Below are 24,568 nucleotides of genomic sequence, written 5' to 3'. Positions count from 1 at the left end.
TGCGCGCTCCCCCGTGCGCGCGCCCCCGGTGGCGTGCCGCGGCCGGGCCGGTGACGCTGGGACGGCACCGGTGAGAAGGAGCCGTCCCCATGCGCAGATCGTCGTGCACCGTCGTCGCGGCCCTGGCCCTGTCGGTCCTGGGCGCCACCGGAGCGGAGGCCTCGGTGCCGCGCGCCCCGGGCGTGGCGAGCGACGTGACGGCGACCGAGTGCCTCCAGGGCGGCGGAGGGATCGTCATCACCGCCGACGGGACCGGGACCGGCTCCTTGACGGCGGTCTGCCGGGGCGGCACCCACGACGGACAGACCATCACCTGAGCCAACCCCCTCCGTTTACCGCGCCCATGCCTTGAGTCCCCAAGGCTGGGTACGCGGTCACGGCCCACCACGGCAGTCGGTACTCGAACACGACCGGGCGCGTGCAGCGGCCCGCCCAGAAACGGAGAAAGGCCGATGAGCGAGGCCAATCCCCTCAAGCGAGTAGCCCGCAAGGTGACCGAGGGCCTGCACGGCGAGGCCGGCGGGCCGCCGGACGGGATCCCCGGCAGGCCCGGCCCCGAGTCGCCCGCCGTCGCCGAGCCCACCGAGCCCCGGGAGCCGCTGCCGCCGAAGCCGGACCAGACCGGCCCGGACACCGTGTCCCCGACGGGTCAGCCCACGGGGGCCGACCAGGCCCGGGTGGCGCAGTCCGGCAGCTATCTGACGAACGCCCAGGGGACTCGGCTGTACGACACCGACCACTCGCTGAAGGCGGGGCCGCGCGGCCCCGTACTGCTCCAGGACCACCACCTGCGCGAGAAGGTCATGCACTTCGACCACGAGCGCATCCCGGAGCGCGTGGTGCACGCGCGGGGCGCGGGCGCGCACGGGGTGTTCCAGAGCTACGGCACGGCGGCCTCGGTGACCAAGGCCGGTTTCCTGGCCGCGGACGTGGAGACGCCGGTGTTCACCCGGTTCTCCACGGTGGTCGGCTCGCGCGGTTCGTCGGACACCGTGCGGGACACCCGCGGGTTCGCGACGAAGTTCTACACCAGTGAGGGCGTCTTCGACCTGGTCGGCAACAACATCCCGGTCTTCTTCATCCAGGACGCCATCAAGTTCCCGGACGTCGTGCACGCCGCGAAGCCGCACCCCGACCGGGAGATCCCGCAGGCGCAGAGCGCCCACGACACCTTCTGGGACTTCGTCTCGCTGCACACCGAGGCGACCCACCACACCATCTTCTTCATGGGCGACCGGGGGATCCCGCGTTCCTACCGGATGATGGAGGGCTTCGGCGTCCACACCTTCCGGCTGGTGAACGCCGAGGGCGCCACGACGCTGGTGAAGTTCCACTGGAAGCCCAAGCTGGGCGTGCACTCGCTGGTGTGGGACGAGGCGCAGCTCATCAACGGCGTCGACCCGGACTTCCACCGCCGGGACCTCGCCGACGCCATCGAGGCGGGCGCGTACCCGCAGTGGGAACTGGGGATCCAGACCTTCCCCGACAACCCGGAGCAGACCTTCGAGGGCATCGACCTGCTGGACCCGACCAACCTCGTGCCGGAGGAACTGGCGCCGGTGCAGCCGGTCGGGCTGCTGACCCTGAACCGCAACCCGTCCAACTTCTTCGCCGAGACCGAGCAGGTCGCCTTCCACGTCGGTCACCTGGTGCCCGGTATCGACGTCACCGACGACCCGCTGCTCGCGGGGCGGCTGTTCTCGTACCTGGACACGCAGATCACGCGTCTGGGCGGCCCCAACTTCCCGCAGCTGCCGATCAACCGGCCGCAGGCGCCGGTCAACGACATGCTGCGTGACGGCATGCACCAGAGCGCCGTGCACCGGGGCGTGGCGCCCTACCGGCCCAACTCCCTGGACGGCGGCTGCCCGTTCACCGCGGGCGCGGACACCGGCGCGTTCGTCGAGGCACCGGTGCGGGTGCCGGAGGGGAACAAGGTCCGTGAGGCCCCGGCGTCGTTCGCGGACCACTTCAGCCAGCCGCGCCGCTTCTGGCTGAGCATGAGCCCGGTGGAGCGCGAGCACATCATCGGCGCCTACACCTTCGAGCTGGGCAAGTGCTACGAGCAGGCCATCCGGGAGCGGACGCTCCAGGTCCTGGCCAACATCGACCCCGAGCTGTGCGCGGGCGTCGCCGAGGGACTCGGCCTGCCCGCCCCGGAGCCGACCGTGCCACTGGCCGACGTCGCGCCGAGCCCGGCGCTGTCCCAGGTGGGCGGCGTGTGGCCGCTGGACGGCAGGGTGATCGGCATCGTCACCGGCGGGGCCGACCTGGAGGGCGTGGGCGCGGTACGGGAGGCGGTGCTGAACGCCGGGATGGTGCCGCTGGTGGTGGCACCGACCGGCGGCACCCTCGGCTCCGGCGACGCCGCGCTGACCGTGCAGCGCAGCTATGTCACCGCGCGGTCGGTCGAGTTCGACGCGGTGCTGGTCGCGGGGACGCCCGACATGGGCGGCGACGCGTACACGCCGCGCGACTACAAGGCCGGGCCGGCGCCCGCGGGGCCGGGGACGGTCGACCCGCGGGTGAGCCTGCTGCTGTCGGAGGCGTTCCGGCACGGCAAGGCGATCGGGGTCTGGGCGGGCGGTGAGCCGGCGCTGGAGGCGTCGGGTGTGCCCGCCGACGCTCCGGGTGTGATCGTCGCCGACTCCGGCACCGCGGCCCTGGAACGGATCACCGGGCTGATGGGCTCGCACCGGGTGTGGGAACGCTTCACCACGCCGCGGGGCTGAACCGACGGGCCGTGGGGCCGGGCGCCGTTGCGGGCGTGAGGCCCCGCGGTGTCGTCAGCACAGGACGCGCAGTGCGCCGGGCAGCACCCGGGCGGTGACGGGCACGACGGCCTCGACCTCGCCGTCGGCGCCGTAGGGTATCGCGCGGTCCGCCTCGATGCGGACCTCCCGGCCGCGCAGGACGCGTACTTGGGGCCGGTGGACGTGGGCGCCCGTCGAGAGTTCGTTCATCAGGGCGAAGAACAGCCGCCGCGGGGCGTCGTGGATCATCACCACGTCCAGCAGGCCGTCGTCCACCCGGGCGGACGGGGCGACGAGGCGGTTGAAGCCGTAGTAGCCGGAGTTGGCCGCCACCACCGTGTAGCCGCTGAAGGTGTGCTCCTCGCCGTCGACCGTGACCCGGTAGCCCGCCGCACGCCAGCCCGCCACGGCCCGCACCGCCCCCGCGTAGTAGGAGGCGGCGCCGCGCAGCAGCCGCGCGTGGTTGGCGTGCCGGTTGGCGAGCGCGTCGACTCCGGCGTAGACGCTGCCGAGGACGACGGTGCGGTCGTGGACGGCGGAGGTGACCTCGACGGTGTCGACGGGGCGGGGTTCGGCGTGCAGCAGCGCCTCGGCCAGTGCGGCCGGGGCGGTGGGCAGCTGAAGGGCACGCGCGAAGTCGTTGCCGCGCCCGGCCGGGACCAGCCCGAGCACGGTGCCGGTGCCGCTGAGGGCGCCGCCGATCCCGCCCGCCATGCCGTCGCCGCCGACGGCGAGCACCACCCGGCCCCGCTCCCCCGCCCGCCGGGCGAGTTCGCGGGCGTGGGCGAGGCTGTGGCTGTACTCGGTCTCCAGCCCGGCACCCGCCTCCCGCAGCAGACGGGCCACCCCGAGGAGCGCGGCGGCCGAGGTGGCGCCGCCCGCGGTGGGGTTGACGACGGCGGTGAACTGTCGCATCGAGGTGCCTCCGGGCTGACGGGTGGTGCCGGACTGTTGTCTCACGGGGTGGGAGCGTGCCGTTCGGCGGGGTCAGTCCGCGGGCAGCAGGACGCCCGGGCTGAGCAGTCCGGCGGGGTCCAGGCTCCGCTTGACGGCGCGCAGGGCCTCGACGCCGAGGGGGCCCGCCTCCCGGACGTACCAGTCGCGGTGGTCGGTGCCCACGGCGTGGTGGTGGGTGATGGTGCCGCCCGCGGCGAGGATCGCGTCGTTGGCGGCGTGCTTGGCCCGGGTCCAGTGCGCCACGGCGTCCTCGCCCTGGGCGGAGACGACCGTGAAGTACAGCGAGGCGCCGTTCTCGTAGACGTGCGAGATGTGGCACATGACCAGGGGCGGGGTACCGGACTCGGTGAGGGTGGCGGTGAGTGCCTCGCGGACGGCGGCGTACAGGGCGGGGAGGCGGGACCAGAGGGCCGCCGTCTCCAGGGTCTCGGCGAGCGCACCGGCGTCGAGCAGGGAGTCGCGCAGGTACGGCGCCGAGTAGCGGCCGCGGGCCCAGCGCTCCCCCGGCTCCTGCCCGGCGGGGGTGCCGCCGTTCGCGCGCAGTACGGCGGCGGCGCCCTCGCGGCGGTGCGCGGTGTCCTCCTCGGTGCCCTCGAAGCCCACGACCGCGAGGCAGCCGGCGTCCTGGCTCTCCAGGGAGGCGCCGATGGCGTCGGGCTGGGCGAGGCCGACCAGGGTCTCGGTCTCGTCGGACAGCCGCAGCACCGTGGGGCGCGGCCCGTCCTGGGCGAGCCGGCGCAGGGCGGCGGTGCCCGCGTCGAAGGAGGCGAAGCGCCAGCCCTCGTAGCGACGGACCTCCGGCACGGGCCGCACGCGAACGGTGACGGAGGTGATGACGCCGAACGCGCCCTCCGAGCCCAGGACGAGCTGGCGCAGGTCGGGTCCGGCCGCCGAGCGCGGGGCGCGGCCGGTGTCGAGGGTGCCCTCGGGGGTGGCGAGGGTGAGGCCGAGGACCATCTCGTCGAAGCGGCCGTACCCGGCGGAGGCCTGGCCGCTGGAGCGGGTCGCGGCGAAGCCGCCGATGGTGGCCCACTCGTAGGACTGGGGGAAGTGGCCGAGGGTGTATCCGTGCTCGGCGAGCAGCGCCTCGGCCTCGGGGGCGCGCAGGCCGGGCTGGAGGGTGGCGGTGCGGGAGACCTCGTCGAAGTCGAGCAGGCAGTTCATGCGGCGCAGGTCGAGGGCGACGAACGCGCCCTCGTCTCCGGGGGCGAGGCCGCCGACGACCGAGGTGCCGCCGCCGAAGGGGACGAGGGCCAGGCGGTGCTCCGCGCAGGCGGCCAGCACGGCGAGTACCTCGTCGTGATCGTCCGGGAGGACGACGGCGGCCGGGGTGCCGGTGACGTCGCCGGTGCGCATCCGGAGCAGGTCGGGGGTGGACTTGCCGCGGGTGTGCCGGATGCGGCTCTCCGCGTCGGTGCGCACGTCGTGCGCGCGCTGTCCGACGGCGGCCTCAAGCGCGCGGCGGGCGTCCGGGCCCAGCGGCGAGACGGGTACGTCGATCTCCTCCAGCGGGAGGGGCGCGGCCTCGCGGGGTGCGACGCCGAGCAGCTCGCGCAGCAGCCCGGTCACCGTGTCGGGCAGCGGTGTCGCCCTGGCCGGGTCGCCCCAGCCGTTCCACAGCATGTCCATTGACTGTCGTCCTCACGGTCGCTTCCGAGGGATGCCGTACGCACCGCCCCCTGGGCGTTACACTGTTACACATGACGCCCAATCGTCACAACCACTCGAGCAGGCAGACCCCCTCGGACAACGACACGGTGCTGGACGCCGTGCGCGACTGCGTGCTGGCCGTCGGGGTGCGGCGCACGACGATGACCGACGTCGCCCGCCGCGCCGGCGTCTCCCGGATGACGCTCTACCGGCGCTGGCCGGACGTGCGGTCCCTGGTCGGCGACCTGATGACCCGGGAGTGGATCGCGGTGGCCACCGGCGCCATCCCCGGCCCGGCACCGGACACCGGCACCCGTTCGCGCATCGTCGAGGGCCTGGTGGCGGGGGTGGAGGCGTTCCGCGCCCACCCCCTCTTCCGCAAGATCGTCGACGTCGACCCGGAGCTGCTCCTGCCCTATGTCCTCGACCGGCGCGGGGCCAGCCAGGAGGCACTGCTGGAACTGCTGGCCGAGGCGCTGGAGGAGGGCCACGCCGACGGGTCGGTCCGCCGGTCGCACACCGGGCGGCAGGCACGGTCGGTGCTGCTGGTGGTGCAGTCCTTCGCCCTGTCGCTGCGGACCATGGCCGACGAGGACGACACCGACCTGGCCCCCGCCGCCCTCCTCGCGGAGCTGCGCCACATCCTGGAGAGGACCCTCGCACCATGAGCCCCACCAGCCGCCCCGCCGCCGGGGCCTCCCTGTCCGCCGCACGGCGCTCGCGCGAGGTGGCCGACACCGTCGGCGGACCCGTGGTGGACGTCCTGGTCGTCGGTCTCGGCGCGACCGGTGCCGGTGCCGCGCTGGACGCGGCGGCCCGGGGACTGAGCGTCGTCGCCGTGGACGCCCACGACCTGGCCTTCGGCACCTCCCGCTGGAGCTCCAAGCTCATCCACGGCGGTCTGCGCTACCTCGCCTCCGGCCAGCTCGACGTCGCCCACGAGAGCGCGGTGGAACGCGGGGTACTGATGGAGCGCACGGCGCCCCACCTGGTGCGCGCCCAGCCGTTCGTCCTGCCGCTCACCCCGCTGGTCTCCCGCGGCCAGGGCGCGCTGGCGTGGGCCGGGTTCCGGGCCGGGGACACCCTGCGTCTCGCGGCGCGCACCGCACGGGCCACCCTGCCCGCGCCGCGCCGGCTGTCCGCGGTGGAGACCCGTCACCTCGCCCCGGCGCTGCGCTCCGACCGGCTGCGCGGCGGACTGCTCTCCTGGGACGGCCGCCTCACCGACGACGCCCGGCTGGTGACCGCGCTCGCCCGGACCGCGGCGGCCCGCGGCGCGCGGATCCTGACCCGGGTCAGGGCGCTGGAGCTGACCGGGTCCGGCGCCCGGGTACGCGACGAGACGACCGGAGAGGAGGGGGTGATCCGCGCCCGCGCGGTGGTCAACGCCTCCGGGGTGTGGGCCGGTGACCTCGTGGACGGCATCCGGATCCGCCCCTCCCGCGGCACCCACCTCGTCCTGCGCTCCGACCACCTCGGCCCCCTCCCGGCCGGCCTGCACGTGCCGATCCCCGGCGAGACCAACCGCTTCGTCCTCGTCCTGCCCCAGGGCGACGGCCGCGTCTACGTCGGCCTCACCGACGAGCCGGTGGACGGGGACGTCCCGGACGTGCCGGAGGTGCCGGAGACCGACGTCGGCTTCCTGCTCGACGTGCTCGGTTCGGTGCTCGACGTGCCGGTCCACCGCGAGGACGTGGTGGGCGCCTTCGCGGGCCTGCGCCCCCTGCTCGACACCGTCCCGTCGGACCGGCCCGGCGCCGCGCCCCGTACGGCGGACGTCTCCCGGCGGCACGCGGTGCTGACCTCGTCCGAGGGCGTGATCACCGTGGTCGGCGGCAAGCTCACCACGTACCGGCGGATGGCGGAGGACGCCGTGGACGCCGCCGTCGCCGCCCGGGGCCTCGCCGCAGGCCCGTCCCCCACCGCCGCGCTGCCCCTGGTCGGCGCCGCCGCCCCGCACGCCCTGGGCGGGGTCCGGGCGCCGCGCCGCCTGGTGCGGCACTACGGCACCGAGGCGCCCGCGGTCCGGGCCCTCGCCTCCCGGGAGCCCCGCCTCGCCGAGCGCGTCATACCGGGCCACCCCGTCACCGGCGCGGAACTGGTGTGGGCCCTGCGTCACGAAGGCGCCCTCGACGAGGCCGACCTGCTGGACCGGCGCACCCGCATCGGCCTGGTACCCGAGGACCGCGCGGCGGCCCTGAACGCCGTGCGGGACCTCGTCGGCGAGGTCATGACGGACCTGCGCTGAGACCCGACCCCGGCAGCCGACCGAGAGCCGACCGGTACCACCGGCGATCCCAGCACCGGGCCAGGCACCGGGCCGGGCACCGGGCCGGGCACCGGGCCGGGCACCGGGCCGGGCACCGGGCCGGGCACCGGGCCGGGCACCGGGCCGGGCAGAGCCGGCCCGGTGGCTCAGGCGGCCCGAGGGCCCGAGGGCCCGTGGGTCAGGTGTTGCGGTCGTCGTCCTGGACGGCCTTGCGGAGCTTCGCCTCGATCTTGTGCCGGGACTGGCCTCCCTCCTTGACGTACTCCGCCATCGCGGTCCGCGCGTCCCGGTCCAGGTCGCGCCAGGCCCGAACGGCGGTCTCGTACGTGTCCGACTGCCTCGGGGTCCACTGATGCTGTGTGGGAGGCCCGTACGAGTCGCGCAGCTCCTCGACCCGGTGCTGTGCCAGGTCCGCCGCGCGGCGCTTGTGCACGAGCTCCTCGAATGTGTGTGCCACCACACCTCCGACCGTAGTCAGAGGAGCGCCGTCGCGCGCGCCGAGCCCCGCGCGACCGGGTCCGGCCGGCGTGTTCCGGTCCGCACGAGTGGGCCACGCGGGCCGCGAAGGGCCTTAACATCAAGCCACCGACGCCGGCCGGGCATATGCGGCGCACGCGAGAAGTGAGGGCAGTGTGGCGGAGATCGAGGGAGCGGCGGTACCGGAGCGGCTGCTGATCACCCGTACCAGTACGGGCGACGGCGTCAGCCTCGTGATCCTCGCCGGAGAGGTCGATCTCGACGGCAGCAGCCAGCTGCGCGAGGTCCTGCTGTCGTCGGTGGAGTCCGCGCCGGGCACGGTGGTGGACTTCGGCGAGGTGGGGTTCCTGGACTCCAGCGGCATCAACGTCCTCATCTCCGCGCACCGGGCCGCCGAGTCCCGCGGCGTCTTCTTCCGGCTGGCCGCACCGCGCGACGCCGTCGAACGCGTGCTGCGGCTGGTGGGTGTCGACGGGCTCATCCCCTGCTACCCGAGTGTGGAACAGGCCCTGACCGCCTGAGGGACGGGTCAGACCAGCGGCAGGCGCGCGTACACCGTCTTGCCGGCCGCGTGCGGCTTGGTGATGACCTCGCCGCACAGCCGCGTCACGGTCTCCAGCCCGTGCCGGCCGACCCGCACGGGGTCACGGGGCAGGAAGGTGGGGAAGGCCTCCGCCGTGTCCGACACCGCGATCTCCACCCGGTCGTCCACCAGGGTCAGCTCCAGCCGGCAGGGGCCGGGCGCGTGCCGCAGCGCGTTCGTCACGAGCTCGCTCGCGACCAGACGGGCGGCGTCCAGGAAGGCGTCCGTCAGGTCCAGGCCCCGCTCGGACAGTCGCGCGACGAAGCCGTGCACGACATCCCCGGAAGCGGGGATCATCGCCGGTCCGCCCCTGAACTCCACCACCGCGGACACGACGGAGGCGTCCGCGGTGTCGGGTCCGTGCGCCGGAGTCATACCGAGCCTCACCGTCCGGTCCGGGGCCGAGTGGCGGGAGCGGGGGCCCCGGCTCTCACGATACGCATCAGGACACTCCCCACGATCCCTTTGCCCCAACTTCCGCCGGACGCGCCGCTTTTTGCACGGATCCGGCCGACCGCGCCCCTGTCCGGCCGAAGGCCGGGAGCGAGGCCGGGCGGACGCCCGGGTCAGGAAGCGGTGCAGGTGCCGACCGTGGGCGCGGCGTCGCTGCTGTTCTTGGCCGCGGTGAACCCGAAACTGGTGGACGCGCCGGCCGCCAGGGTGCCGTTCCAGCTCGGCCGCACCGTCATGACGTTGCCGCTCCAGGTGGGCGTGCCGTTCCAGAGCGAGGAGACGGACTGCTGGGCGGGCAGGGTGACCGTCGCGGTCCAGGAGCCGATCGGCTCGCTGCCCGCGGTGATGGTGACCTGGCCGTTGTAGCCGCTGCTCCAGTCCGCGGTCCTGGTGTACGTGGCCGTGCAGCTCGCACCGTCGCCCGGTTCGCCCGGGTCGCCCGGGCCTCCCGGATCGCCCGAGCCGCCGAGGGCGGACAGGACGGCGTCGTAGGCCGGCTTCTCGTTGTAGTCGCCGTCGAACAGCAGCGGGGTGCCGCCGCTGCGCCACGAGTACTTGTCGGTGACGCCCCACACGGTCATGCCGGTGCAGCGGCTCACCGCGAGGCAGGCCTCGACCACCTTGGTGTAGTCGGCGGCCTGGGCGGAGCCGGAGCCCTCGATGTCCAGCTCGGTGATCTGCACGTCCACGCCGAGGTCGGCGAAGCGCTGGAGGTTCTGCCGGTAGTCGGACGGGACGGGCGAGTTGCTGTTGAAGTGCGACTGGAAGCCGACGCAGTCGATGGGCACGCCGCGGGACTTGAAGTCCTTGACCATGTTGTAGACGGCGTTGCTCTTCGCGTTGACACCGTCGGTGTTGTAGTCGTTGTAGCAGAGCTTGGCGGCCGGGTCGGCGGCGCGGGCGGTGCGGAACGCCTCCTCGATGAAGCCGTCGCCCAGCTTGTCCTGGAAGGGCGAGCTGCGCCGGGCGCCGCTGCCGCGGTCCTGGAACGCCTCGTTGACGACGTCCCAGCTGTGGATCTCCCCCTTGTAGTGGCCCATCAGGCCGTTGATGTGGGCGTTCATCGCGGTACGCAGGTCGGAGGCGCCCAGCGGGCTCACCCAGGAGGGCAGTTGGGAGTGCCAGACCAGGGTGTGGCCGCGCACGTCCATGCCCCGGCTCTGCGCGTGGTCGACGATCCGGTCGGCGGAGGTGAAGGTGAAGCTGCCGCGGCTGGGCTCGGTGGCGTCCCACTTCATCTCGTTCTCGGGCGTCACCGAGCTGAACTCCCGGTCCAGCGTGGCGGCGTAGTCGCTCTCGCCGAGGTGGTTCGCCGCGACGGCGGTGCCGAAGTAGCGGCCCTGAGCTGCGGCCGCGGACCCGAGCGTGTCGGCGGCTTCGGCGGAGTGGGCCGCGGCCGTCAGCGCGGCGGCGGCCACGAGACCGGCGGTGGCCGCTCTCGACAGGCGTCTGACGAGCATGCTCATGTCATTCCGTTCCTTGAATCGGTGTGCGGAGGCCGTTCGGAAGAGCGGAAGCCGCCGAACTTCGCCCGGGAGAGGTCGAAAGTTTCGGATCGATTTCCGAATGTCGCGGAGGAGATTACGGACTCCCGTCCGCGAGGTCAACGCCCCGTCACCGCCCAGTCACGGTCACCCGTGCGGCCCGACCGGGTGCGCGACCCCGGGGCGGGGCGCATTCTTGCTGTGTCGCCCGCGCGGCGGCGCACGGACGAGGTGGGGCCGATGAGTACGGGCGCCGAGAACACCGAGAACACCGCCCGGATGCCGGGACGGCTGACGGCGCTGCTGATCGACGCGTCCACCCGGGCGATCGGCGCGGCCGGCGGCCGGGTGGGCGGTGTGTACCTGCGCTCTCCCACACCCGGCCTGCTGCGGCTGGCCGTCCTCGCCGGACTGCCCGGTTCGCTTTTTCGTCCCTGGTGGCGCCTGCACGCCGACAGTCCCTTCCCGGTCGCCGACGCCTACCGGCTGGGCGTGCGCGTGGTGCTGCCCAACGCCGCGGAGACGATGCGCCGCTACCCGCAGTTCGCCGCCGGTCTCCCCTTCGCCTTCGGGTCCCTGTACGTGCCCGTCGCCGGGGCGAGCCGGACCTACGGCGTGCTGACCGTCCTGCGCCTGCCCGCCCCGGACGCCGCCGACGTGCTGGAGGGCGCGGACCTCGTGGCCGGGGTGGCCCAGGACCTGGGCGCGGCCCTGGAGCGGCTGGACGCCGACCCTGCCGCGCCGCCGGTCGCCTGGGAGGGGGAACCGCTGTGCGTGCGGCCGCCCGCCGCGGGACGGCACCCGCAGCACGCCGGAAGTTTCGGCTGGGACCCGGACACCGGCGCCGTCACCCTCGACGAGCCCCTGTGCGTCCTGCTCGGCCTCCCGGCGCGTGCGGCCGGGACCCCGGCGGCCCTCGGGACGCTCACCGGGGTGCTGGCCCCGGACGACGGCCACCGGATCGCCGCGGCGCTGCGGGACACGGCCGCCGGCCGGCCGCCCCGGCTGCCCCTGTACGTGCGCACGGCGGAGGGCTCGCTGCGCCTGGTGGAGCTGTGGCTGCCGCGGTCCGCACCGCCCGTCGGCGGGCCGGTGCGCGGCGCGGTGCGCGATCCCTTCGCCCCCGCCGCGGCCGACGCCGCGGCCGACCTGCTGCCGGAGGGCGTCTTCTGCGTGGACCGCCTGGGCACCGTCGTCTACGCCAACCCCCGCGCCGCCCGGCTGCTGGGCAGGCCACGGGCAAGGCTCCTCGGCCGGTCCCTGTGGGAGGCCGTCCCCTGGCTGGACCAGGCCGCCTACGAGGACCACCTGCGCGGCGCCCTGCTCTCCCCGGAGCCGGTCGGCTTCCACGTCCGGCGACCGCCCGACGCGAGCCGCCGCGCGGCACCCCGGCCCTACGAGGGCGACTGGCTCGCCGTCGGCGTGTATCCGGGGCCGGACTTCCTCACGGTCACGCTCCGCCCGGCCAACCGGGTGGCCGACGCGTCCGCCGGTCTCACGCCCGAGCACGGCGTGGCCGAGGGCGCCCCCGGGCCCGAGGCCGGCGACCCGGCCCCGCCGGTCACCACGACGGCACCGGAGTACCGTCCCATCGTCCTGGCCGTGGCCCTGACCGAGGCGGTCACCGCCCGGCAGGTGTCCGAGGTGGTCGTACGCGAGCTGCTGTCGGCGTTCGGCGGCCGCCGGCTCGCCATCTACCTGCTCCAGGACCGTCATCTGCACCTGGCGTGGGAGACGGGGTTCCCGCCCGGTTTCCTCGCGCCCTTCGAAGGGGTGCCGCTGGACGCCCGGCTGCCCGGGGTCGAGACGCTGACCAGCGGCCGGCCGCTGTTCTTCGACTCGATGCGGGCGCTGGCCTCCGCGTACCCGGGCATCCCGCTGGACGCCACGGAGGGTGCCCGCGCCTTCCTGCCGCTGATCGCCTCCGGCCGCCCGGTCGGCTCCTGCATCCTCGGCTTCGAACGTTCCCGGGACTTCAGCACCGAGGAGCGCACGGTGCTCACCGCCCTCGCCGGACTCATCGCGCACGCCATGGAGAAGGCCCGGCGCTACGAGTCCGAGACCGCGCTCGCCCGCGGTCTCCAGGAGGCGCTGCTGCCCCGGCGGCTGCCCGCGCACCCGCTGCTGGAGACCGCGGGCCGCTATCTGCCCGGCACCCAGGGCCTGGACGTGGGCGGGGACTGGTACGACGTGGTCGCCTCCGGCGACGGCATGGCCCTGGTCATCGGGGACGTGCAGGGGCACGGCGTGCAGGCCGCGGCCACCATGGGGCAACTGCGCAGCGCCGTGCGCGCCTTCGCCCTCGGCGGCCGGCCGCCCGACGAGGTGATGAGCGGCGTCAACCACCTGCTCGCCGATCTGGACCCGGGCCTGTTCGCGAGCTGCTGCTACATCCGGCTCGACCCGGCCACCGGACGGGCCTGCGCGGCCCGCGCGGGGCACCCGCCGCCGTTGCTGCGCCACCCGGACGGACGCACCGAGACGCTCGACCTGCCGGGCGGGGTGGTGCTCGGGGTGGACCCGGGCGCGCCCTATCCGCTGACCGATTTCACCGTCGAGCCCGGCGCCGTCCTCGCCCTGTACACGGACGGCCTCGTGGAGCGGCCCGGCACCGACATCGACGAGGGGATCACCGCGCTGCGCCTGGCGCTGGCCAGGGCCGGTGCGCCCGCCGCGCGGCCGGGGAGCCGGTCGCTCGCGGGCGTCGCGGACCGGATCGTCGTGTCCGCCCGCCACACCGCGGACCGTCCCGACGACATCGCCCTGCTGCTCGCCACCCGCCGCGCCCGCCCCGGGAGCCCGCGGTGAGGACGGCCGTGCGCGACCTGGAAGCCTCCGGCCCGAACGCCCCTGGTGCCCGTCCGGCGGGCTCCCGCGCCACGGGGGGGGGTGCCCCTCGCCTCTCCGGGCCCGGCAGTGTAGACATGGGCACATGGTCCGACTGATGGGTCGATCGGGAGAACGGTCACCCCGTCGTCCCGGCGGCCCGCACGCCCGACACCGGCAGGACGCGGACCGGTCACGGCGGGGAGGGGACGCGAGGCGGCCTGCCTCGGCACTGCGCTCGGCGCTGTCCGGACGCAGTGTGGCCGGCCAGGTCTTCGTGATGAACGTGGTCATCGTGCTGCTGCTGGTGGTGGCCGGGGCCGTCGCGCTGGTCCTCCAGGTGCGGCACGACAGCACGGTGGAGGCCCGCAACCGCTCCCTCTCGGTGGCCGAGACCTTCGCCAACTCCCCCGGCATCCTCCAGGCGCTGCGCAGCCCCGACCCCACGGCGGTGCTCCAGCCCCGCGCCGAGGCGGTGCGCAAGGCGACGGACGTGGACTTCGTGGTGGTCACCAACCCCGAGGGGATCCGCTACACCCATCCCAAACCGGACCGCATCGGCAAGAAGTTCGTCGGGAACATCGCCCCCGCGCTGGCGGGCAGGACGGTGACCGAGGAGATCGAGGGGACGATCGGCCCGCTGGTGCAGGCCGTCGTGCCCGTCGAGGACCCCGACGGCAGGGTCGTGGGTCTGGTCTCGGCGGGCATCACGACCGAGAACGTGGGCGGGGTGGCCGACCGCCAGCTGCCCCTGGTGCTGAGCGCTGCGGCCGTCGGACTGGCCCTGGCGACGGGGGGCACGGCCCTGGTGAGCCGCCGGCTGCTGCGGCAGACGCACGGCCTGGGGCCGCACGAGATGACCCGGATGTACGAACACCACGACGCCGTCCTGCACAGCGTCCGCGAGGGCGTGGTCATCGTCGGCGGCGAGGGCAGGCTGCTGCTCGCCAACGACGAGGCGCGTCGGCTGCTCGCCCTGCCCCCCGACGCCGAGGGCCGCCACGTCGGCGCGCTCGGGCTGCCGTCCGACCTGGCGGAGCTGCTGGCCTCGGGCCAGGCCGCCACCGACGAGGTGCACCTGGTCAAGGACCGGCTGCTGGCCATCAACCAGCGCCCCACGGACGTACGGGGCGGCCCGGCCGGAAGCGTGGCGACGCTGCGCGACTCCACCGAGCTGCGGGCCCTGTCCGGCCGGGCCGAGACCGCCCGGGAACGCCTGGACATCCTCTACGCGGCCGGTGTGGGCATCGGCACCAGCCTGGACGTCACCCGCACCGCCGAGGAACTGGGCGAGCTGGCCGTGCCCCGGTTCGCGGACTACGTCACCGTCGACCTCTTCGACACCGTGCTGGCCGGCGGTCAGCCGGGCGGCGTCACGCCGCTGCGCCGCGCCGCGCTGAGCGGCATCACCGGGGAGGTCCCGCTCTATCCGGTGGGCCGGCAGATCCGCTACGTGGACTCGTCGCCGCAGGGCCGCACGCTGGAGACCGGACGGGCCGTCCTGGAGCCCCGGCTCGGCGAGGCCCCGGGCTGGCAGGCACAGGACTTCGAGCGTTCCGCGCAGGTGGTGGAGTACGGGGTCCACTCGCTGATCACCGTCCCGCTGCGGGCGGGGACCCTGGTGCTCGGGGTGGTGAGTTTCTGGCGTTCGGTCAAGCCCGAGCCGTTCGACGAGGACGAGCTGGCGCTCGGCGAGGAACTGGTCGCGCGGGCCGCGGTCTCCATCGACAACGCCCGTCGCTACACCCGTGAGCACAGCATGGCGGTGACCCTCCAGCGCAGTCTGCTGCCGCGCAGGCTGCCCGAGCAGAACGCGCTGGACGTCGCCTACCGCTACCTGCCCGCGCAGGCGGGGGTCGGCGGTGACTGGTTCGACGTGCTGCCGCTGTCCGGTGCCCGGGTCGCGCTCGTGGTTGGCGACGTCGTCGGGCACGGACTGCACGCCGCCGCCACCATGGGCCGGCTGCGCACGGCGGTGCACAACTTCACCGCCCTCGACCTGCCGCCCGACGAGCTGCTCGGGCTGCTGGACGAGCTGGTCGGGCGGATCGACCAGGACGAGGCGGCCGACGACGGCAGTGCCCCGGTCACCGGGGCCACCTGCCTCTACGCGATCTACGACCCGGTCGCGGGTTCCTGCGTGATCGCCCGGGCGGGCCACCCGCCGCCGGCCCTGATCCGGCCGGACGGCACCGTGGAATTCCCGGAGGTGCCCGCCGGACCCCCGCTGGGCCTGGGGGGCCTCCCGTTCGAGACGACGGAACTGCGGCTGGCGGAGGGCAGCCGGCTGGTGCTGTACACCGACGGGCTGGTCGAGGACCGCGTGCACGACATCGACGTCGGTCTGGAGCAGCTGCGCCGGGCGCTGGAGACGGCGGGCGAGACGCCCGAGGAGACCTGCCGGACCGTCCTGGACGCCCGGCTCCCGGACCGGCCCGGCGACGACATCGCCCTGCTGGTGGCCCGGACCCGGGTGCTGGGCCCGGACCAGGTGGCCGAGTGGGACGTCCCGAACGATCCGGCGGCGGTCGCCGAGGTCCGCTCCCAGGTCACCCGGCGGCTGGACGAGTGGGGGCTGGACGAGCTGGCGTTCACCACCGAGCTGATCCTGAGCGAGCTGGTCACCAACGCGATCCGGTACGGCGGCGAGACCGTCCACGTCCGGGTGGTGCGCGACCGCAGCCTGATCTGCGAGGTGTTCGACAGCAGCAGCACGTCCCCGCACCTGCGCTACGCGGCGATGACGGACGAGGGCGGGCGCGGGCTGTTCCTGGTCGCGCAGCTCGCCGAGCGCTGGGGCACCCGCTACACGCCGGCCGGCAAGGTCATCTGGGCGGAGCAGCCGGTGCCCTGACGGACGCGGCCCCGGTCCCCCGCTCCGTACCAGTTTCGTGCACGACGGGTGCCCGGCACGCCCCTCTTCTGGTAGGAAACTTTCCTATCAGTGCCCGGCACTCCCATCCCCCACTCCCCCACACCTGGAGATTCCGTGAGGCACCCCTTCCGCGACCCGGCGCGCCCCGCAGGCCCCTCGCGCCGTACCGTGCTCGCCATGGCATGCGCGTCCCTGGCGACAGTCCCCCTGCTCACCCCCTCGCGCGCCGCGGCGGCGTCCGCGCGCGCGACGGGACTCGACGACCCGGCGAAGAAGGAGATCGCCATGCAACTGGTGTCGAGCGCGGAGAACTCCTCGCTCGACTGGAAGGCCCAGTACCGGTACATCGAGGACATCGGTGACGGCCGCGGCTACACCGCGGGCATCATCGGCTTCTGCTCCGGCACCGGCGACATGCTCGACCTGGTGGAGCTGTACGGCGAGCGCAGCCCCGGGAACGTGCTCGCGCCCTATCTGCCCGCGCTGCGCCGGGTGGACGGCTCCGACTCGCACGAGGGCCTCGACCCCGGCTTCCCGGACGACTGGCGCCGGGCCGCCGACCAGGACCCGGAGTTCCGCCGGGCCCAGGACGACGAGCGGGACCGCGTGTACTTCGACCCGGCCGTACGGCGCGGCAAGGAGGACGGGCTGCGGACGCTGGGGCAGTTCGCGTACTACGACGCGATGGTGATGCACGGCGACGGCGGCGGCCTCGGCTTCTCCAGCATCCGCGAGCGCGCCCTCGGCCGGGCCCGCCCGCCGGCCCAGGGCGGTGACGAGGTCGCCTACCTGCACGCCTTCCTCGACGAGCGGGTGTGGGCCATGAAACAGGAGGAGGCGCACAGCGACACCAGCCGGGTCGACACGGCGCAGCGCGTCTTCCTGAACGAGGGCAACCTGGACCTCGAGCCGCCGCTGGACTGGCACGTGTACGGGGACGCCTACCACATCGGCTGACCCGCGCCCCGGCCTGCGCCCCCCGGGGTGTCCGGGCAGGACGCGGGCCGCGGAACCGGCCGTACGCCGGGTTCCGCGGCCCGTGTGCCGCCGGTGGACGCGTTCCGTGTCAGTGGCGGAACGCGTCCTTGCCCTTCTCCTTGGCCTGCCGGGCGTCGCCCTTGGACTGCGCGGCACGGCCCTCGGCCGTCATCCGCTCGTTGCCCACGGCCCGGCCGGCCGCTTCCTTGGCCTTCCCCTTGGCCTGCTCCATCCTGGCCCTGGACTTCTCGTTGCCGGCCACAGTGCTTCACCTCTCGGCGTTCGCTTGCGATGTCCTGAACGGCGGGTGGCCCGGTGCGGGACGCCCAAACGTGCGAACGCCCGGCAGGGGTGTCCGGCGGGGCCCTGGGTACGAGCACGGCAGGGCAGAACATCACGTCGTCGACTCGGAGGAACGTCATGGCCGGAGTACTGGACCGGATCAAGCGGTTCGCACGCAGCCCGCAGGGCCGGCGGGCGGCCGAACAGGTGCGCCGGGCCGCCTCGGACCCGCGCCGCCGCGCGCAGGCCCAGGAGATGCTGCGCAGGTTCGGCAAACGCCGCTGAGCGGCACCGAGCGGTGCTGCGCGGCTCCGTGCGAGGAGTCGGCGCAAACGGTCAGTTCTGACCGGCGTGGGTGTGGCTGTGGGAGGTCTCCGGCGGACATCGCCGGTCCTCGCCGGGGCGGTCCCGCTGCCAGTCGCGGACGGCGACGGTCAGCGCGCACAGCATGGCGGCGACACCGGTGCCCACCGACAGGGCCACCGCCTCGTGGTAGTCGTCGTGGTTGGCGTTGAGCGTCAGGTAGAAGAGCCCCGGCAGCGCGGCGGTGCCCACGGCGCCGCCCAGCCGCTGGCCCGTCTGGAGGGCGCCCCCGGCCGCACCCGCCATCCGCACCGGCACGTCGCGGAGCGTCATGGTGATGTTCGGCGAGATCACGCAGCCGCTGCCGAGTCCGCCGATCAGCAGGGCCGGGGCGGCGAGCCAGGCGGCCAGGTGGGAGGGTGCGAGCCAGAGCAGCAGCGCGGTCGTGCCCAGTCCCGCCATGACGGCGACCAGCCCCCCGGCGGTCAGCAGCCGGCCCAGCCGTTCCACCAGCCGGCCCGCCACGGCGGCGGCGACGGCCGACCCGACGGCGAACGGGGTCACCGCCAGGCCCGACATGAGCGGGGAGTAGCCCAGCCCGTTCTGGAAGAAGAGCGCGAAGACGAGCCACACCCCGCTGAACCCGACGAAGTACAGGGCGGCCAGGCCCGCGCCGGTGGCGTAGCCGCGGGTCTGGGTGAGCAGTCCGGGTTCCAGGAGCGGCTGACCGCCCCGCCGGGCGATCCGCCGTTCCCACCGTGCGAAGGCGAGCAGGACCAGCGCCCCCGCCGGGAACAGCCACCACACCTTGGTCAGGCCGCCGCCCTCGGCGAGGACCAGCGGCAGCATCAGCGCCAGGATGCCCGCGCCGAGCAGCGCCACGCCCACGGGGTCGAGGTGTCCCCGGCCGCCGGGCGCCACCCGGGGCAGCAGGCGGAAACCGAGGAACAGGGCGAGCAGGCCGACCGGCACGTTCACGTAGAAGATCCACCGCCAGCCCTCGGGCCCCGCCAGCGCCAGGATCAGGCCGCCGACGACGGGTCCCACGGCGCTGGAGACCCCCACGGTGGCGCCGAACAGCCCGAACGCGCGGCCGCGTTCCGCGCCCCGGAACAGCTGCTGGATCAGTGCCGAGTTCTGCGGCGCGATGCTGCCCGCGGCGACTCCCTGGGCGAGCCGGGCGGCGACCAGCAGTTCGATGCCGGGCGCGGCCCCCGCCGCGGCGCTGCAGAGCACGAAGGAGGCCAGGGCGGCGAGGAAGACGCGGCGTCTGCCGAACGCGTCGCCGATCCGGCCCGCGGTCACCAGGGTCAGGGCGAACGCGAGCGCGTATCCGGAGACGACCCACTGCACGGACGCCGGCGAGGTGTGCAGCCCCTCCTGCATGGAGGGCAGGGCGACGGCGACGATCGTCACGTCCAGCAGGGTCATGAAACCGGCGACCAGGGTCACCCACAGGGCCCGCCAGCGGTTGGGGTCCAGGCTGTCGTCGTCCGGGCGCTGCACACGGGCTCCTCTCGTGAGGCGGCACGGGGACGCACGGCTCCGTCCCCACGCCTGCGTCACCCGTGACCAGGGCTTCAAACCCCCGGCCGGCCGGTGCGCCCGCCCCGAGCCCCAAACCCGAGCCATGAGATCCCATAAGACGTCCTTATGACCTCATAGACCGGACCCGCGTACCGACTTAGGCTTGCCTTAGCTTAGGCTTCCCGGAGAGTCGATCTGTCACCGCTCGAAGGGAACCTGAACATGCCCCGCCCTCTGCGGGTAGCCATCGTCGGATCCGGCCCGGCCGGGATCTACGCCGCTGACGCCCTGCTCAAGTCCGACGTGGCCGCCGACCCCGGTGTTTCCATCGACATCTTCGAGCGCATGCCCGCCCCGTTCGGACTCATCCGTTACGGCGTCGCGCCCGACCACCCGCGGATCAAGGGCATCATCACGGCCCTCCACCAGGTGCTCGACAAGCCGCAGATCCGCCTCTTCGGCAACGTGAACTACCCCACCGACGTCAGCCTGGACGATCTGCGCGCCTTCTACGACGGTGTGATCTTCGCCACCGGTGCCACGGCGGACCGGGCCCTGTCCGTCCCCGGCGCCGACCTCGACGGCTCCTACGGCGCGGCCGACTTCGTCGCCTGGTACGACGGCCACCCCGACTTCCCGCGCACCTGGCCGCTGGAGGCGGAGAAGGTCGCCGTCCTCGGTGTCGGCAACGTCGCCCTGGACATCGCGCGCGTCCTCGCCAAGACGGCCGACGAGCTGCTGCCGACCGAGATCCCGCCGAACGTCTACGAGGGCCTCAAGGCCAACAAGGCGCTGGAGGTCCACGTCTTCGGCCGCCGCGGTCCGGCGCAGGCGAAGTTCAGCCCGATGGAGCTGCGGGAGCTGGACCACTCCCCCAACATCGAGGTGATCGTCGACCCCGAGGACATCGACTACGACGAGGGCTCGATCGCGACCCGGCGCGGCAACAAGCAGGCCGACATGGTCGCCAAGACGCTGGAGAACTGGGCGATCCGCGACGTCGGCGACCGGCCGCACAAGCTCTTCCTGCACTTCTTCGAGTCGCCCTCGGAGATCCTCGGCGAGGACGGCAGGGTGACCGGCCTGCGCACCGAGCGCACGGAGCTGGACGGCACGGGCAACGTCAAGGGCACCGGCGAGTTCAAGGACTGGGACGTCCAGGCGGTCTACCGGGCCGTCGGCTACCTCTCCGACCAGCTGCCCAAGCTGCCCTGGGACCTCGAGACGGGCACGGTCCCGGACGCGGGCGGCCGGGTCCTCCAGGAGTCCGGCGAGCACCTCCAGTCGACGTACGTCACCGGATGGATCCGGCGCGGCCCGGTCGGCCTGATCGGCCACACCAAGGGCGACGCCAACGAGACGGTGTCCAACCTGCTGGACGACTACGCGAACGGCCGTCTGCAAACGCCCTCCGCGCCGGCTCCCGAGGCCGTGGACGCCTTCCTCGCCGAGCGGAACGTCCGCTTCACCACCTGGGACGGCTGGTACAGGCTCGACGCCGCGGAGAAGGCGCAGGGCGAGCCGCAGGGACGTGAGCGCGTGAAGTACGTCGAGCGCGAGGACATGCTCCGCGAGAGCGGGGCCTGAGCCACCGCGTCCGGCGCCGGTGACCTCCTCGCGGAGGGGCCGGCGCCGGTCGTGTGTCCGCCGGACCCGCGGCGGGTGGACGGGCGTGAACGGGTGGCCGGGATCAGACCTCCAGTTCGTTCTCGATCCGGCGCAGCTGGTGGCGGGCCATGGCCAGGTTGGCGCGGCTCGAGTCCAGCACCAGGTAGAGGAACAGACCGTTGCCGCCGCGGCCCTTGAGCAGGCGGATCATGTGGTACTGGCTGCTCAGGGTGATCAGGATGTCCTCGATCTCGTCCTTGATCCCGAGGTGCTCCATCGTGCGCAGTTTGGACCGCACGACGTCGGTGTTGCCCGCGGCGGCGACCTCCAGGTTGAAGTCCTTGCCGCCGCCCAGGGTGCCGAGCGCCATCCCGCTGGTGTAGTCGACGAGCGCGACGGCGGTCGCTCCGTCGATGGAGCTGAGGCATTCCTTGAGCGAGGTCTCCAGGTTGGCCATGGTGGTTTCCTTTCCGGACGTGATCTGTACGCGATCGGTGGGTCAGGTCGGCCGGTGGGCACCGCCGGCCTGGGGGGTGGGCTGGTGGGCGGGCCGCTGCGGGGTGCGCACCGGCAGGGTGCCGATGGGGCGGGGCGGCTGGGCGGGGAGCGTCGCACCGGGTCCGGCGGCGGGGGCGCGACCGCGTTCGGCCCCGATCCCGGCGGCGACCAGCTCCCCGATCCGCGCGCCGCTGCGCCGGCCCTCCAGATGGAGGCGGCCCACGTTGACCCGGCCGTCGGCGAGCAGGGTGAGCACGGCGGCCGGACCGGCGGCGTACGTGGCGACGTAGCCGTCGGCCCCGCGCAGCAGCAGCTCGCGGAAGCCGCCGCGCGCGGTGGCCTCGGCCATGCGGTGCGCGACGCCGAGGGCGGCCGCGGTGAGCGCGGCAAGGCCCTCGGGTTCGGTGCCCGGCGCGTCGTGGGCCAGGACGAGCCCGTCCACGGTGGCCGCGAGCGACCCGGTGAGCTGGGGCACGCGGTTGCGCAGTCGGCGCAGTTCGTCCAGGACGTCGCTCTCGACGGCCATGAGCAGTCTCCTTTCGTCGCGCCGGCGGCGCGCGCGGATCACAGGGCCTCCAAGGCGTCTCGAAGCCGTCGCAGCAGGGCCGTGTCGGGGTCGTCCCACACGACCGCCCGCGGTTGCGGGCCGGGGACGAGGGGCGGCGCGGCGGGTGGCGCGGCACGGACGAGTCCGTCGGCGGCGAGGCGGCGCAGTTCGACCAGGGTGTGATAGGTGCGGCAGGCGAGCGCCGACGCGATCTCCGCGGCGGTGCGCACGCCGTCCACGTGGGTCAGGGCGCGGCCGCGCCGCACGGGCAGCTCGGCGGTGTCCGTGCCCGGCACCCGGGCCAGGGGGAGGGTGTCGATGGCGGGGTCGGGCCAGATCCGGTCCAGCAGGGCGCGCCGGCGCCCGGACTCGCGGACGACGGCGTCCACCGGGACGGAGCGGACCGCGCCGAGCCAGTGCGCCGCGCCGGGCCGGAAGCGCTGTGCGCGCGTGTCGTGGGCCAGGACGAAGTACGCGGCGTCGAACAGTGCGCCCAGGTGGCAGACCTCCAGCGCGCCCGCGGTGAGCCGGCCGCTGTCCACGAGCCGGTGGCCGACCCGGTGCTGGGCGCCGCCCCGGTCGACCGCGTCCCACCAGCCGTCCGGCGGGACCGCGCCGCTGCGGGTGAGCAGTGCGCCGAGGTCGGGGGTGAAGGCCGACTCCACGTGCACGACGCGGCCCGCCGAGAGGTACACGATGCCCCGCTCGCCCGACAGCGCCCCGGTCGCTCCTTCGGCCGCGAGGGCCCCGAGCGCCTCCGACGTCGTCTCGTGCGTGGCCCAGGTGGTCGTCACCCGGGTCATCCGAGCACCAGCCGGTCCGCCATCTCGGCCAGCCGGATGCGGGCCAGGGCGAGGTTCCCGTCGTTGCGGTCCAGCCACAGGTGGAGGAAGACGGTGCTGTCGAACGGGGTGCTGACGAACCTGAGCAGGTGGTAGGCGCCGCCGGTGGTGGCGATCAGGTCCTCCACCGGGGGTTCCGTCCCGGGCTGCGGGGTGCCGCCCGCCGTACCGGCCGCCGCCAGGGAGCCGCTCTCCGCGACGTGCCGGCCCAGCTCCGCCGTCTCCGCGGCCGTCGCCTCCCAGTCGCCGCCCGGCGCCTCGCCGACGGCGCCGAGAGCGAGCCCGCTGATCCAGTCGACCAGGGACGCTCCGCGCGCGCCGGGCAGTCGCATGGCTTCCAGCAGACTCTCGTCGATTCCGGGCACGCCGGATCCCCTCCCCTGCACGGCTGTACCGCGAACGTGACGACGACACTACGGAAAGTGCACGCATCCGGTGAGCGCTTTGGCATTTTCCAGAGGAACGTGCGCGCGGGCGGGCATACTGCGCTGTTCGGCCCGTTCCGGGGGCCGGCGGACGAGCGTGCGCACGCCGAGACGGGCAACCCGGGGTGCATGGCCCGACTCCACTTCCCCCGCAGCGGGAAGCACCCGAAGGACGCGACGGCGGACGTACCGACCGGCGAGAGCACCGGCGAGACGACCGGCGAGGACTACGGTCCGGACGCCGCCACCGAGCACGCCGCCCCCGACTCCCCGGCCGAACTGCCCGGCCGTTCCTGGTCCGCGCTGTTGCGGCGGGTGCTCGCCGAGTTCAAGGACGACGAACTGACCGACCGGGCCGCCGCCCTGACCTACTACGGGATCCTGTCGCTGTTCCCGGCCCTGCTGGTGCTGGTCTCACTGCTCGGCATCGCCGGGGAGTCCGCCACCCAGGAGGTCCTGGACAACGTGAAGAAGCTCGCGCCCGGCTCCGCGCGGGACGTGCTCACGAACGCCGTGGAGCAGTTGCAGGCCAAGGCCGGGCTGGGCTCCGTACTGGCGGTCGTCGGTCTGGTGGGTGCCGTCTGGTCGGCGTCCGGATACGTGGCGGCGTTCATCCGCTCCGCCAACGCGGTCTACGACGTGCCCGAGGGACGCCCGGTGTGGAAGGTGCTGCCGCTGCGCGTCGCCCTGACCGTGGTGCTGCTCGTGCTCGCGGTGGTCAGCGCGCTCATCGTGGTGTTCACCGGAAGCCTGGCCCGGCAGGCCGGCACCGCGCTCGGTGTCGGCGACACCGCGCTGACCGTGTGGTCGATCGCCAAGTGGCCGGTGCTGGTCCTGCTCGTCACCTTCATGATCGCGATCCTGTACTGGGCCGCGCCCAACGCCCGGGTCAAGGGCTTCAAATGGGTCTCGCCGGGCAGCCTGGTCGCGCTGCTGATCTGGCTGCTGGCCTCCGCGGGCTTCGCCTTCTACGTGGCCAACTTCGGCTCCTACAACAAGACCTACGGCACCCTCGCCGGTGTCATCGTCTTCCTGGTGTGGCTGTGGGTGACGAACCTGGCCATTCTGCTCGGCCTGGAGTTCGACGCAGAACTGGCCCGGCAGCGGGTCATCGCCGGCGGCCACCCGCCCGAGGAGGAGCCGTACGTCGAACCGCGCGACACCCGGGCCTGGAACGAGGCGGACCGGCGGCGCGCGGCCTCGGACGAGTGACGCCGGGGACGCCGGGGAC

The 24,568-nt window shown here is 74.1% G+C and carries 22 protein-coding genes; 11 read left to right on the top strand and 11 right to left on the bottom strand.

The window, feature by feature from the left end:
- The first annotated feature begins 89 nt into the window (after positions 1-89).
- Together ACFYZ3_RS10975 and catB are read left to right on the top strand one after the other, a co-directional pair.
- On the top strand, positions 90-317 hold the full coding sequence (locus tag ACFYZ3_RS10975) for a hypothetical protein (protein ID WP_388515381.1): 228 nt from the start codon (positions 90-92) through the stop codon (positions 315-317).
- Positions 318-452: 135 nt separating this feature from the next.
- A complete protein-coding gene (gene catB, locus ACFYZ3_RS10970; protein WP_388515380.1) occupies positions 453-2,732 on the top strand; it encodes a catalase CatB in 2,280 nt (759 codons plus the stop codon).
- 54 nt (positions 2,733-2,786) lie between these two features.
- On the opposite strand, the gene ACFYZ3_RS10965 is transcribed toward catB, so the two are convergent.
- Positions 2,787-3,668 (bottom strand): diacylglycerol kinase family protein, encoded by an 882-nt coding sequence (locus ACFYZ3_RS10965; RefSeq protein ID WP_388515378.1) that lies wholly within the window; start codon positions 3,666-3,668, stop codon positions 2,787-2,789.
- A gap of 72 nt (positions 3,669-3,740) precedes the next feature.
- Entirely contained in the window at positions 3,741-5,339 is a 1,599-nt protein-coding gene (locus tag ACFYZ3_RS10960; protein WP_388515376.1) for an FAD-binding oxidoreductase, read from the bottom strand.
- Positions 5,340-5,410: 71 nt separating this feature from the next.
- On the opposite strand from ACFYZ3_RS10960, the gene ACFYZ3_RS10955 reads away from it, so the two are divergent.
- Both ACFYZ3_RS10955 and ACFYZ3_RS10950 read left to right on the top strand, forming a co-directional pair.
- Positions 5,411-6,028: a TetR/AcrR family transcriptional regulator gene (locus ACFYZ3_RS10955; RefSeq protein WP_388515374.1), complete on the top strand. Its 618-nt coding sequence runs from the start codon at positions 5,411-5,413 to the stop codon at positions 6,026-6,028.
- Positions 6,025-7,608, top strand: a complete 1,584-nt coding sequence (locus tag ACFYZ3_RS10950) for a glycerol-3-phosphate dehydrogenase/oxidase (protein WP_388515372.1) — start codon at positions 6,025-6,027, stop codon at positions 7,606-7,608. Before ACFYZ3_RS10955 ends, ACFYZ3_RS10950 begins: the two co-directional genes overlap by 4 nt.
- Positions 7,609-7,807: 199 nt before the next feature.
- On the opposite strand, the gene ACFYZ3_RS10945 is transcribed toward ACFYZ3_RS10950, so the two are convergent.
- Entirely contained in the window at positions 7,808-8,086 is a 279-nt protein-coding gene (locus ACFYZ3_RS10945; protein ID WP_361003014.1) for a hypothetical protein, read from the bottom strand.
- A gap of 175 nt (positions 8,087-8,261) precedes the next feature.
- Here ACFYZ3_RS10945 and ACFYZ3_RS10940 point away from each other — a divergent pair, with 175 nt between their 5' ends.
- Positions 8,262-8,627 carry an STAS domain-containing protein gene (locus tag ACFYZ3_RS10940; protein ID WP_388515370.1) on the top strand — a complete coding sequence of 122 codons (366 nt, stop codon included), beginning with the start codon at positions 8,262-8,264 and terminating at the stop codon, positions 8,625-8,627.
- A gap of 8 nt (positions 8,628-8,635) precedes the next feature.
- On the opposite strand, the gene ACFYZ3_RS10935 is transcribed toward ACFYZ3_RS10940, so the two are convergent.
- Together ACFYZ3_RS10935 and ACFYZ3_RS10930 are read right to left on the bottom strand one after the other, a co-directional pair.
- Complete coding sequence (locus ACFYZ3_RS10935; RefSeq protein ID WP_388515368.1) at positions 8,636-9,064, bottom strand: ATP-binding protein; 429 nt, start codon at positions 9,062-9,064, stop codon at positions 8,636-8,638.
- A gap of 191 nt (positions 9,065-9,255) precedes the next feature.
- The gene (locus ACFYZ3_RS10930; RefSeq protein ID WP_388515366.1) at positions 9,256-10,608 is read right to left on the bottom strand and encodes an endo-1,4-beta-xylanase; all 1,353 of its coding nucleotides are present in this window, start codon (positions 10,606-10,608) and stop codon (positions 9,256-9,258) included.
- A 258-nt stretch (positions 10,609-10,866) separates the two neighbouring features.
- On the opposite strand from ACFYZ3_RS10930, the gene ACFYZ3_RS10925 reads away from it, so the two are divergent.
- The 3 genes from ACFYZ3_RS10925 to csnA all read left to right on the top strand — a co-directional run bounded on the left by ACFYZ3_RS10925 (position 10,867) and on the right by csnA (position 17,284).
- The gene (locus ACFYZ3_RS10925) at positions 10,867-13,434 is read left to right on the top strand and encodes a SpoIIE family protein phosphatase (protein WP_388515364.1); all 2,568 of its coding nucleotides are present in this window, start codon (positions 10,867-10,869) and stop codon (positions 13,432-13,434) included.
- A 124-nt stretch (positions 13,435-13,558) separates the two neighbouring features.
- On the top strand, positions 13,559-16,306 hold the full coding sequence (locus tag ACFYZ3_RS10920; protein WP_388515363.1) for a SpoIIE family protein phosphatase: 2,748 nt from the start codon (positions 13,559-13,561) through the stop codon (positions 16,304-16,306).
- A 135-nt stretch (positions 16,307-16,441) separates the two neighbouring features.
- Complete coding sequence (gene csnA, locus ACFYZ3_RS10915; protein ID WP_388515361.1) at positions 16,442-17,284, top strand: chitosanase CsnA; 843 nt, start codon at positions 16,442-16,444, stop codon at positions 17,282-17,284.
- 109 nt (positions 17,285-17,393) lie between these two features.
- Here csnA and ACFYZ3_RS10910 read toward each other — a convergent pair whose 3' ends face one another.
- Entirely contained in the window at positions 17,394-17,567 is a 174-nt protein-coding gene (locus tag ACFYZ3_RS10910) for a CsbD family protein (RefSeq protein ID WP_356855959.1), read from the bottom strand.
- Positions 17,568-17,725: 158 nt separating this feature from the next.
- On the opposite strand from ACFYZ3_RS10910, the gene ACFYZ3_RS10905 reads away from it, so the two are divergent.
- Complete coding sequence (locus ACFYZ3_RS10905) at positions 17,726-17,872, top strand: hypothetical protein (RefSeq protein ID WP_167469388.1); 147 nt, start codon at positions 17,726-17,728, stop codon at positions 17,870-17,872.
- 51 nt (positions 17,873-17,923) lie between these two features.
- On the opposite strand, the gene ACFYZ3_RS10900 is transcribed toward ACFYZ3_RS10905, so the two are convergent.
- Positions 17,924-19,396, bottom strand: a complete 1,473-nt coding sequence (locus ACFYZ3_RS10900) for an MFS transporter (RefSeq protein ID WP_388515359.1) — start codon at positions 19,394-19,396, stop codon at positions 17,924-17,926.
- Positions 19,397-19,639: 243 nt separating this feature from the next.
- Between ACFYZ3_RS10900 and ACFYZ3_RS10895 the strand changes: the two genes are divergently transcribed.
- Complete coding sequence (locus tag ACFYZ3_RS10895; protein ID WP_388515357.1) at positions 19,640-21,004, top strand: FAD-dependent oxidoreductase; 1,365 nt, start codon at positions 19,640-19,642, stop codon at positions 21,002-21,004.
- A gap of 103 nt (positions 21,005-21,107) precedes the next feature.
- Here ACFYZ3_RS10895 and ACFYZ3_RS10890 read toward each other — a convergent pair whose 3' ends face one another.
- Genes ACFYZ3_RS10890 through ACFYZ3_RS10875 form a run of 4 tightly spaced genes read right to left on the bottom strand, consistent with a single transcriptional unit; the run spans position 21,108 to position 23,277 of the window.
- Positions 21,108-21,482 carry a hypothetical protein gene (locus ACFYZ3_RS10890; protein ID WP_388515355.1) on the bottom strand — a complete coding sequence of 125 codons (375 nt, stop codon included), beginning with the start codon at positions 21,480-21,482 and terminating at the stop codon, positions 21,108-21,110.
- Between the two features lie 42 nt (positions 21,483-21,524).
- A complete protein-coding gene (locus ACFYZ3_RS10885; protein ID WP_388515354.1) occupies positions 21,525-22,049 on the bottom strand; it encodes a roadblock/LC7 domain-containing protein in 525 nt (174 codons plus the stop codon).
- A gap of 38 nt (positions 22,050-22,087) precedes the next feature.
- Positions 22,088-22,873 carry a hypothetical protein gene (locus tag ACFYZ3_RS10880; protein ID WP_388515352.1) on the bottom strand — a complete coding sequence of 262 codons (786 nt, stop codon included), beginning with the start codon at positions 22,871-22,873 and terminating at the stop codon, positions 22,088-22,090.
- A complete protein-coding gene (locus tag ACFYZ3_RS10875; protein WP_388515350.1) occupies positions 22,870-23,277 on the bottom strand; it encodes a hypothetical protein in 408 nt (135 codons plus the stop codon). The genes ACFYZ3_RS10880 and ACFYZ3_RS10875 overlap by 4 nt, the downstream gene beginning before the upstream one ends.
- Positions 23,278-23,466: 189 nt before the next feature.
- Here ACFYZ3_RS10875 and ACFYZ3_RS10870 point away from each other — a divergent pair, with 189 nt between their 5' ends.
- The gene (locus ACFYZ3_RS10870; protein WP_388515348.1) at positions 23,467-24,549 is read left to right on the top strand and encodes a YihY/virulence factor BrkB family protein; all 1,083 of its coding nucleotides are present in this window, start codon (positions 23,467-23,469) and stop codon (positions 24,547-24,549) included.
- Positions 24,550-24,568: the final 19 nt, after the last annotated feature.

This window comes from Streptomyces sp. NPDC001599, from assembly GCF_042893535.1.
Taxonomy (GTDB): Bacteria; Actinomycetota; Actinomycetes; order Streptomycetales; family Streptomycetaceae; genus Streptomyces.
Note: the sequence above shows the minus strand (reverse complement) of the source record. Positions and strands in the feature narration are given on the sequence as shown.

Bases quoted from the DNA above. Each gene is read 5' to 3' on its own strand.
- ACFYZ3_RS10975 (WP_388515381.1), top strand. From the start codon at position 90: ATGCGCAGATCGTCGTGCACCGTCGTCGCGGCCCTGGCCCTGTCGGTC.
- catB (WP_388515380.1), top strand. From the start codon at position 453: ATGAGCGAGGCCAATCCCCTCAAGCGAGTAGCCCGCAAGGTGACCGAG.
- ACFYZ3_RS10965 (WP_388515378.1), bottom strand. From the start codon at position 3,668: ATGCGACAGTTCACCGCCGTCGTCAACCCCACCGCGGGCGGCGCCACC.
- ACFYZ3_RS10960 (WP_388515376.1), bottom strand. From the start codon at position 5,339: ATGGACATGCTGTGGAACGGCTGGGGCGACCCGGCCAGGGCGACACCG.
- ACFYZ3_RS10955 (WP_388515374.1), top strand. From the start codon at position 5,411: ATGACGCCCAATCGTCACAACCACTCGAGCAGGCAGACCCCCTCGGAC.
- ACFYZ3_RS10950 (WP_388515372.1), top strand. From the start codon at position 6,025: ATGAGCCCCACCAGCCGCCCCGCCGCCGGGGCCTCCCTGTCCGCCGCA.
- ACFYZ3_RS10935 (WP_388515368.1), bottom strand. From the start codon at position 9,064: ATGACTCCGGCGCACGGACCCGACACCGCGGACGCCTCCGTCGTGTCC.
- ACFYZ3_RS10930 (WP_388515366.1), bottom strand. From the start codon at position 10,608: ATGAGCATGCTCGTCAGACGCCTGTCGAGAGCGGCCACCGCCGGTCTC.
- ACFYZ3_RS10925 (WP_388515364.1), top strand. From the start codon at position 10,867: ATGAGTACGGGCGCCGAGAACACCGAGAACACCGCCCGGATGCCGGGA.
- ACFYZ3_RS10920 (WP_388515363.1), top strand. From the start codon at position 13,559: ATGGTCCGACTGATGGGTCGATCGGGAGAACGGTCACCCCGTCGTCCC.
- ACFYZ3_RS10905 (WP_167469388.1), top strand. From the start codon at position 17,726: ATGGCCGGAGTACTGGACCGGATCAAGCGGTTCGCACGCAGCCCGCAG.
- ACFYZ3_RS10895 (WP_388515357.1), top strand. From the start codon at position 19,640: ATGCCCCGCCCTCTGCGGGTAGCCATCGTCGGATCCGGCCCGGCCGGG.
- ACFYZ3_RS10890 (WP_388515355.1), bottom strand. From the start codon at position 21,482: ATGGCCAACCTGGAGACCTCGCTCAAGGAATGCCTCAGCTCCATCGAC.
- ACFYZ3_RS10885 (WP_388515354.1), bottom strand. From the start codon at position 22,049: ATGGCCGTCGAGAGCGACGTCCTGGACGAACTGCGCCGACTGCGCAAC.
- ACFYZ3_RS10880 (WP_388515352.1), bottom strand. From the start codon at position 22,873: ATGACCCGGGTGACGACCACCTGGGCCACGCACGAGACGACGTCGGAG.
- ACFYZ3_RS10870 (WP_388515348.1), top strand. From the start codon at position 23,467: ATGGCCCGACTCCACTTCCCCCGCAGCGGGAAGCACCCGAAGGACGCG.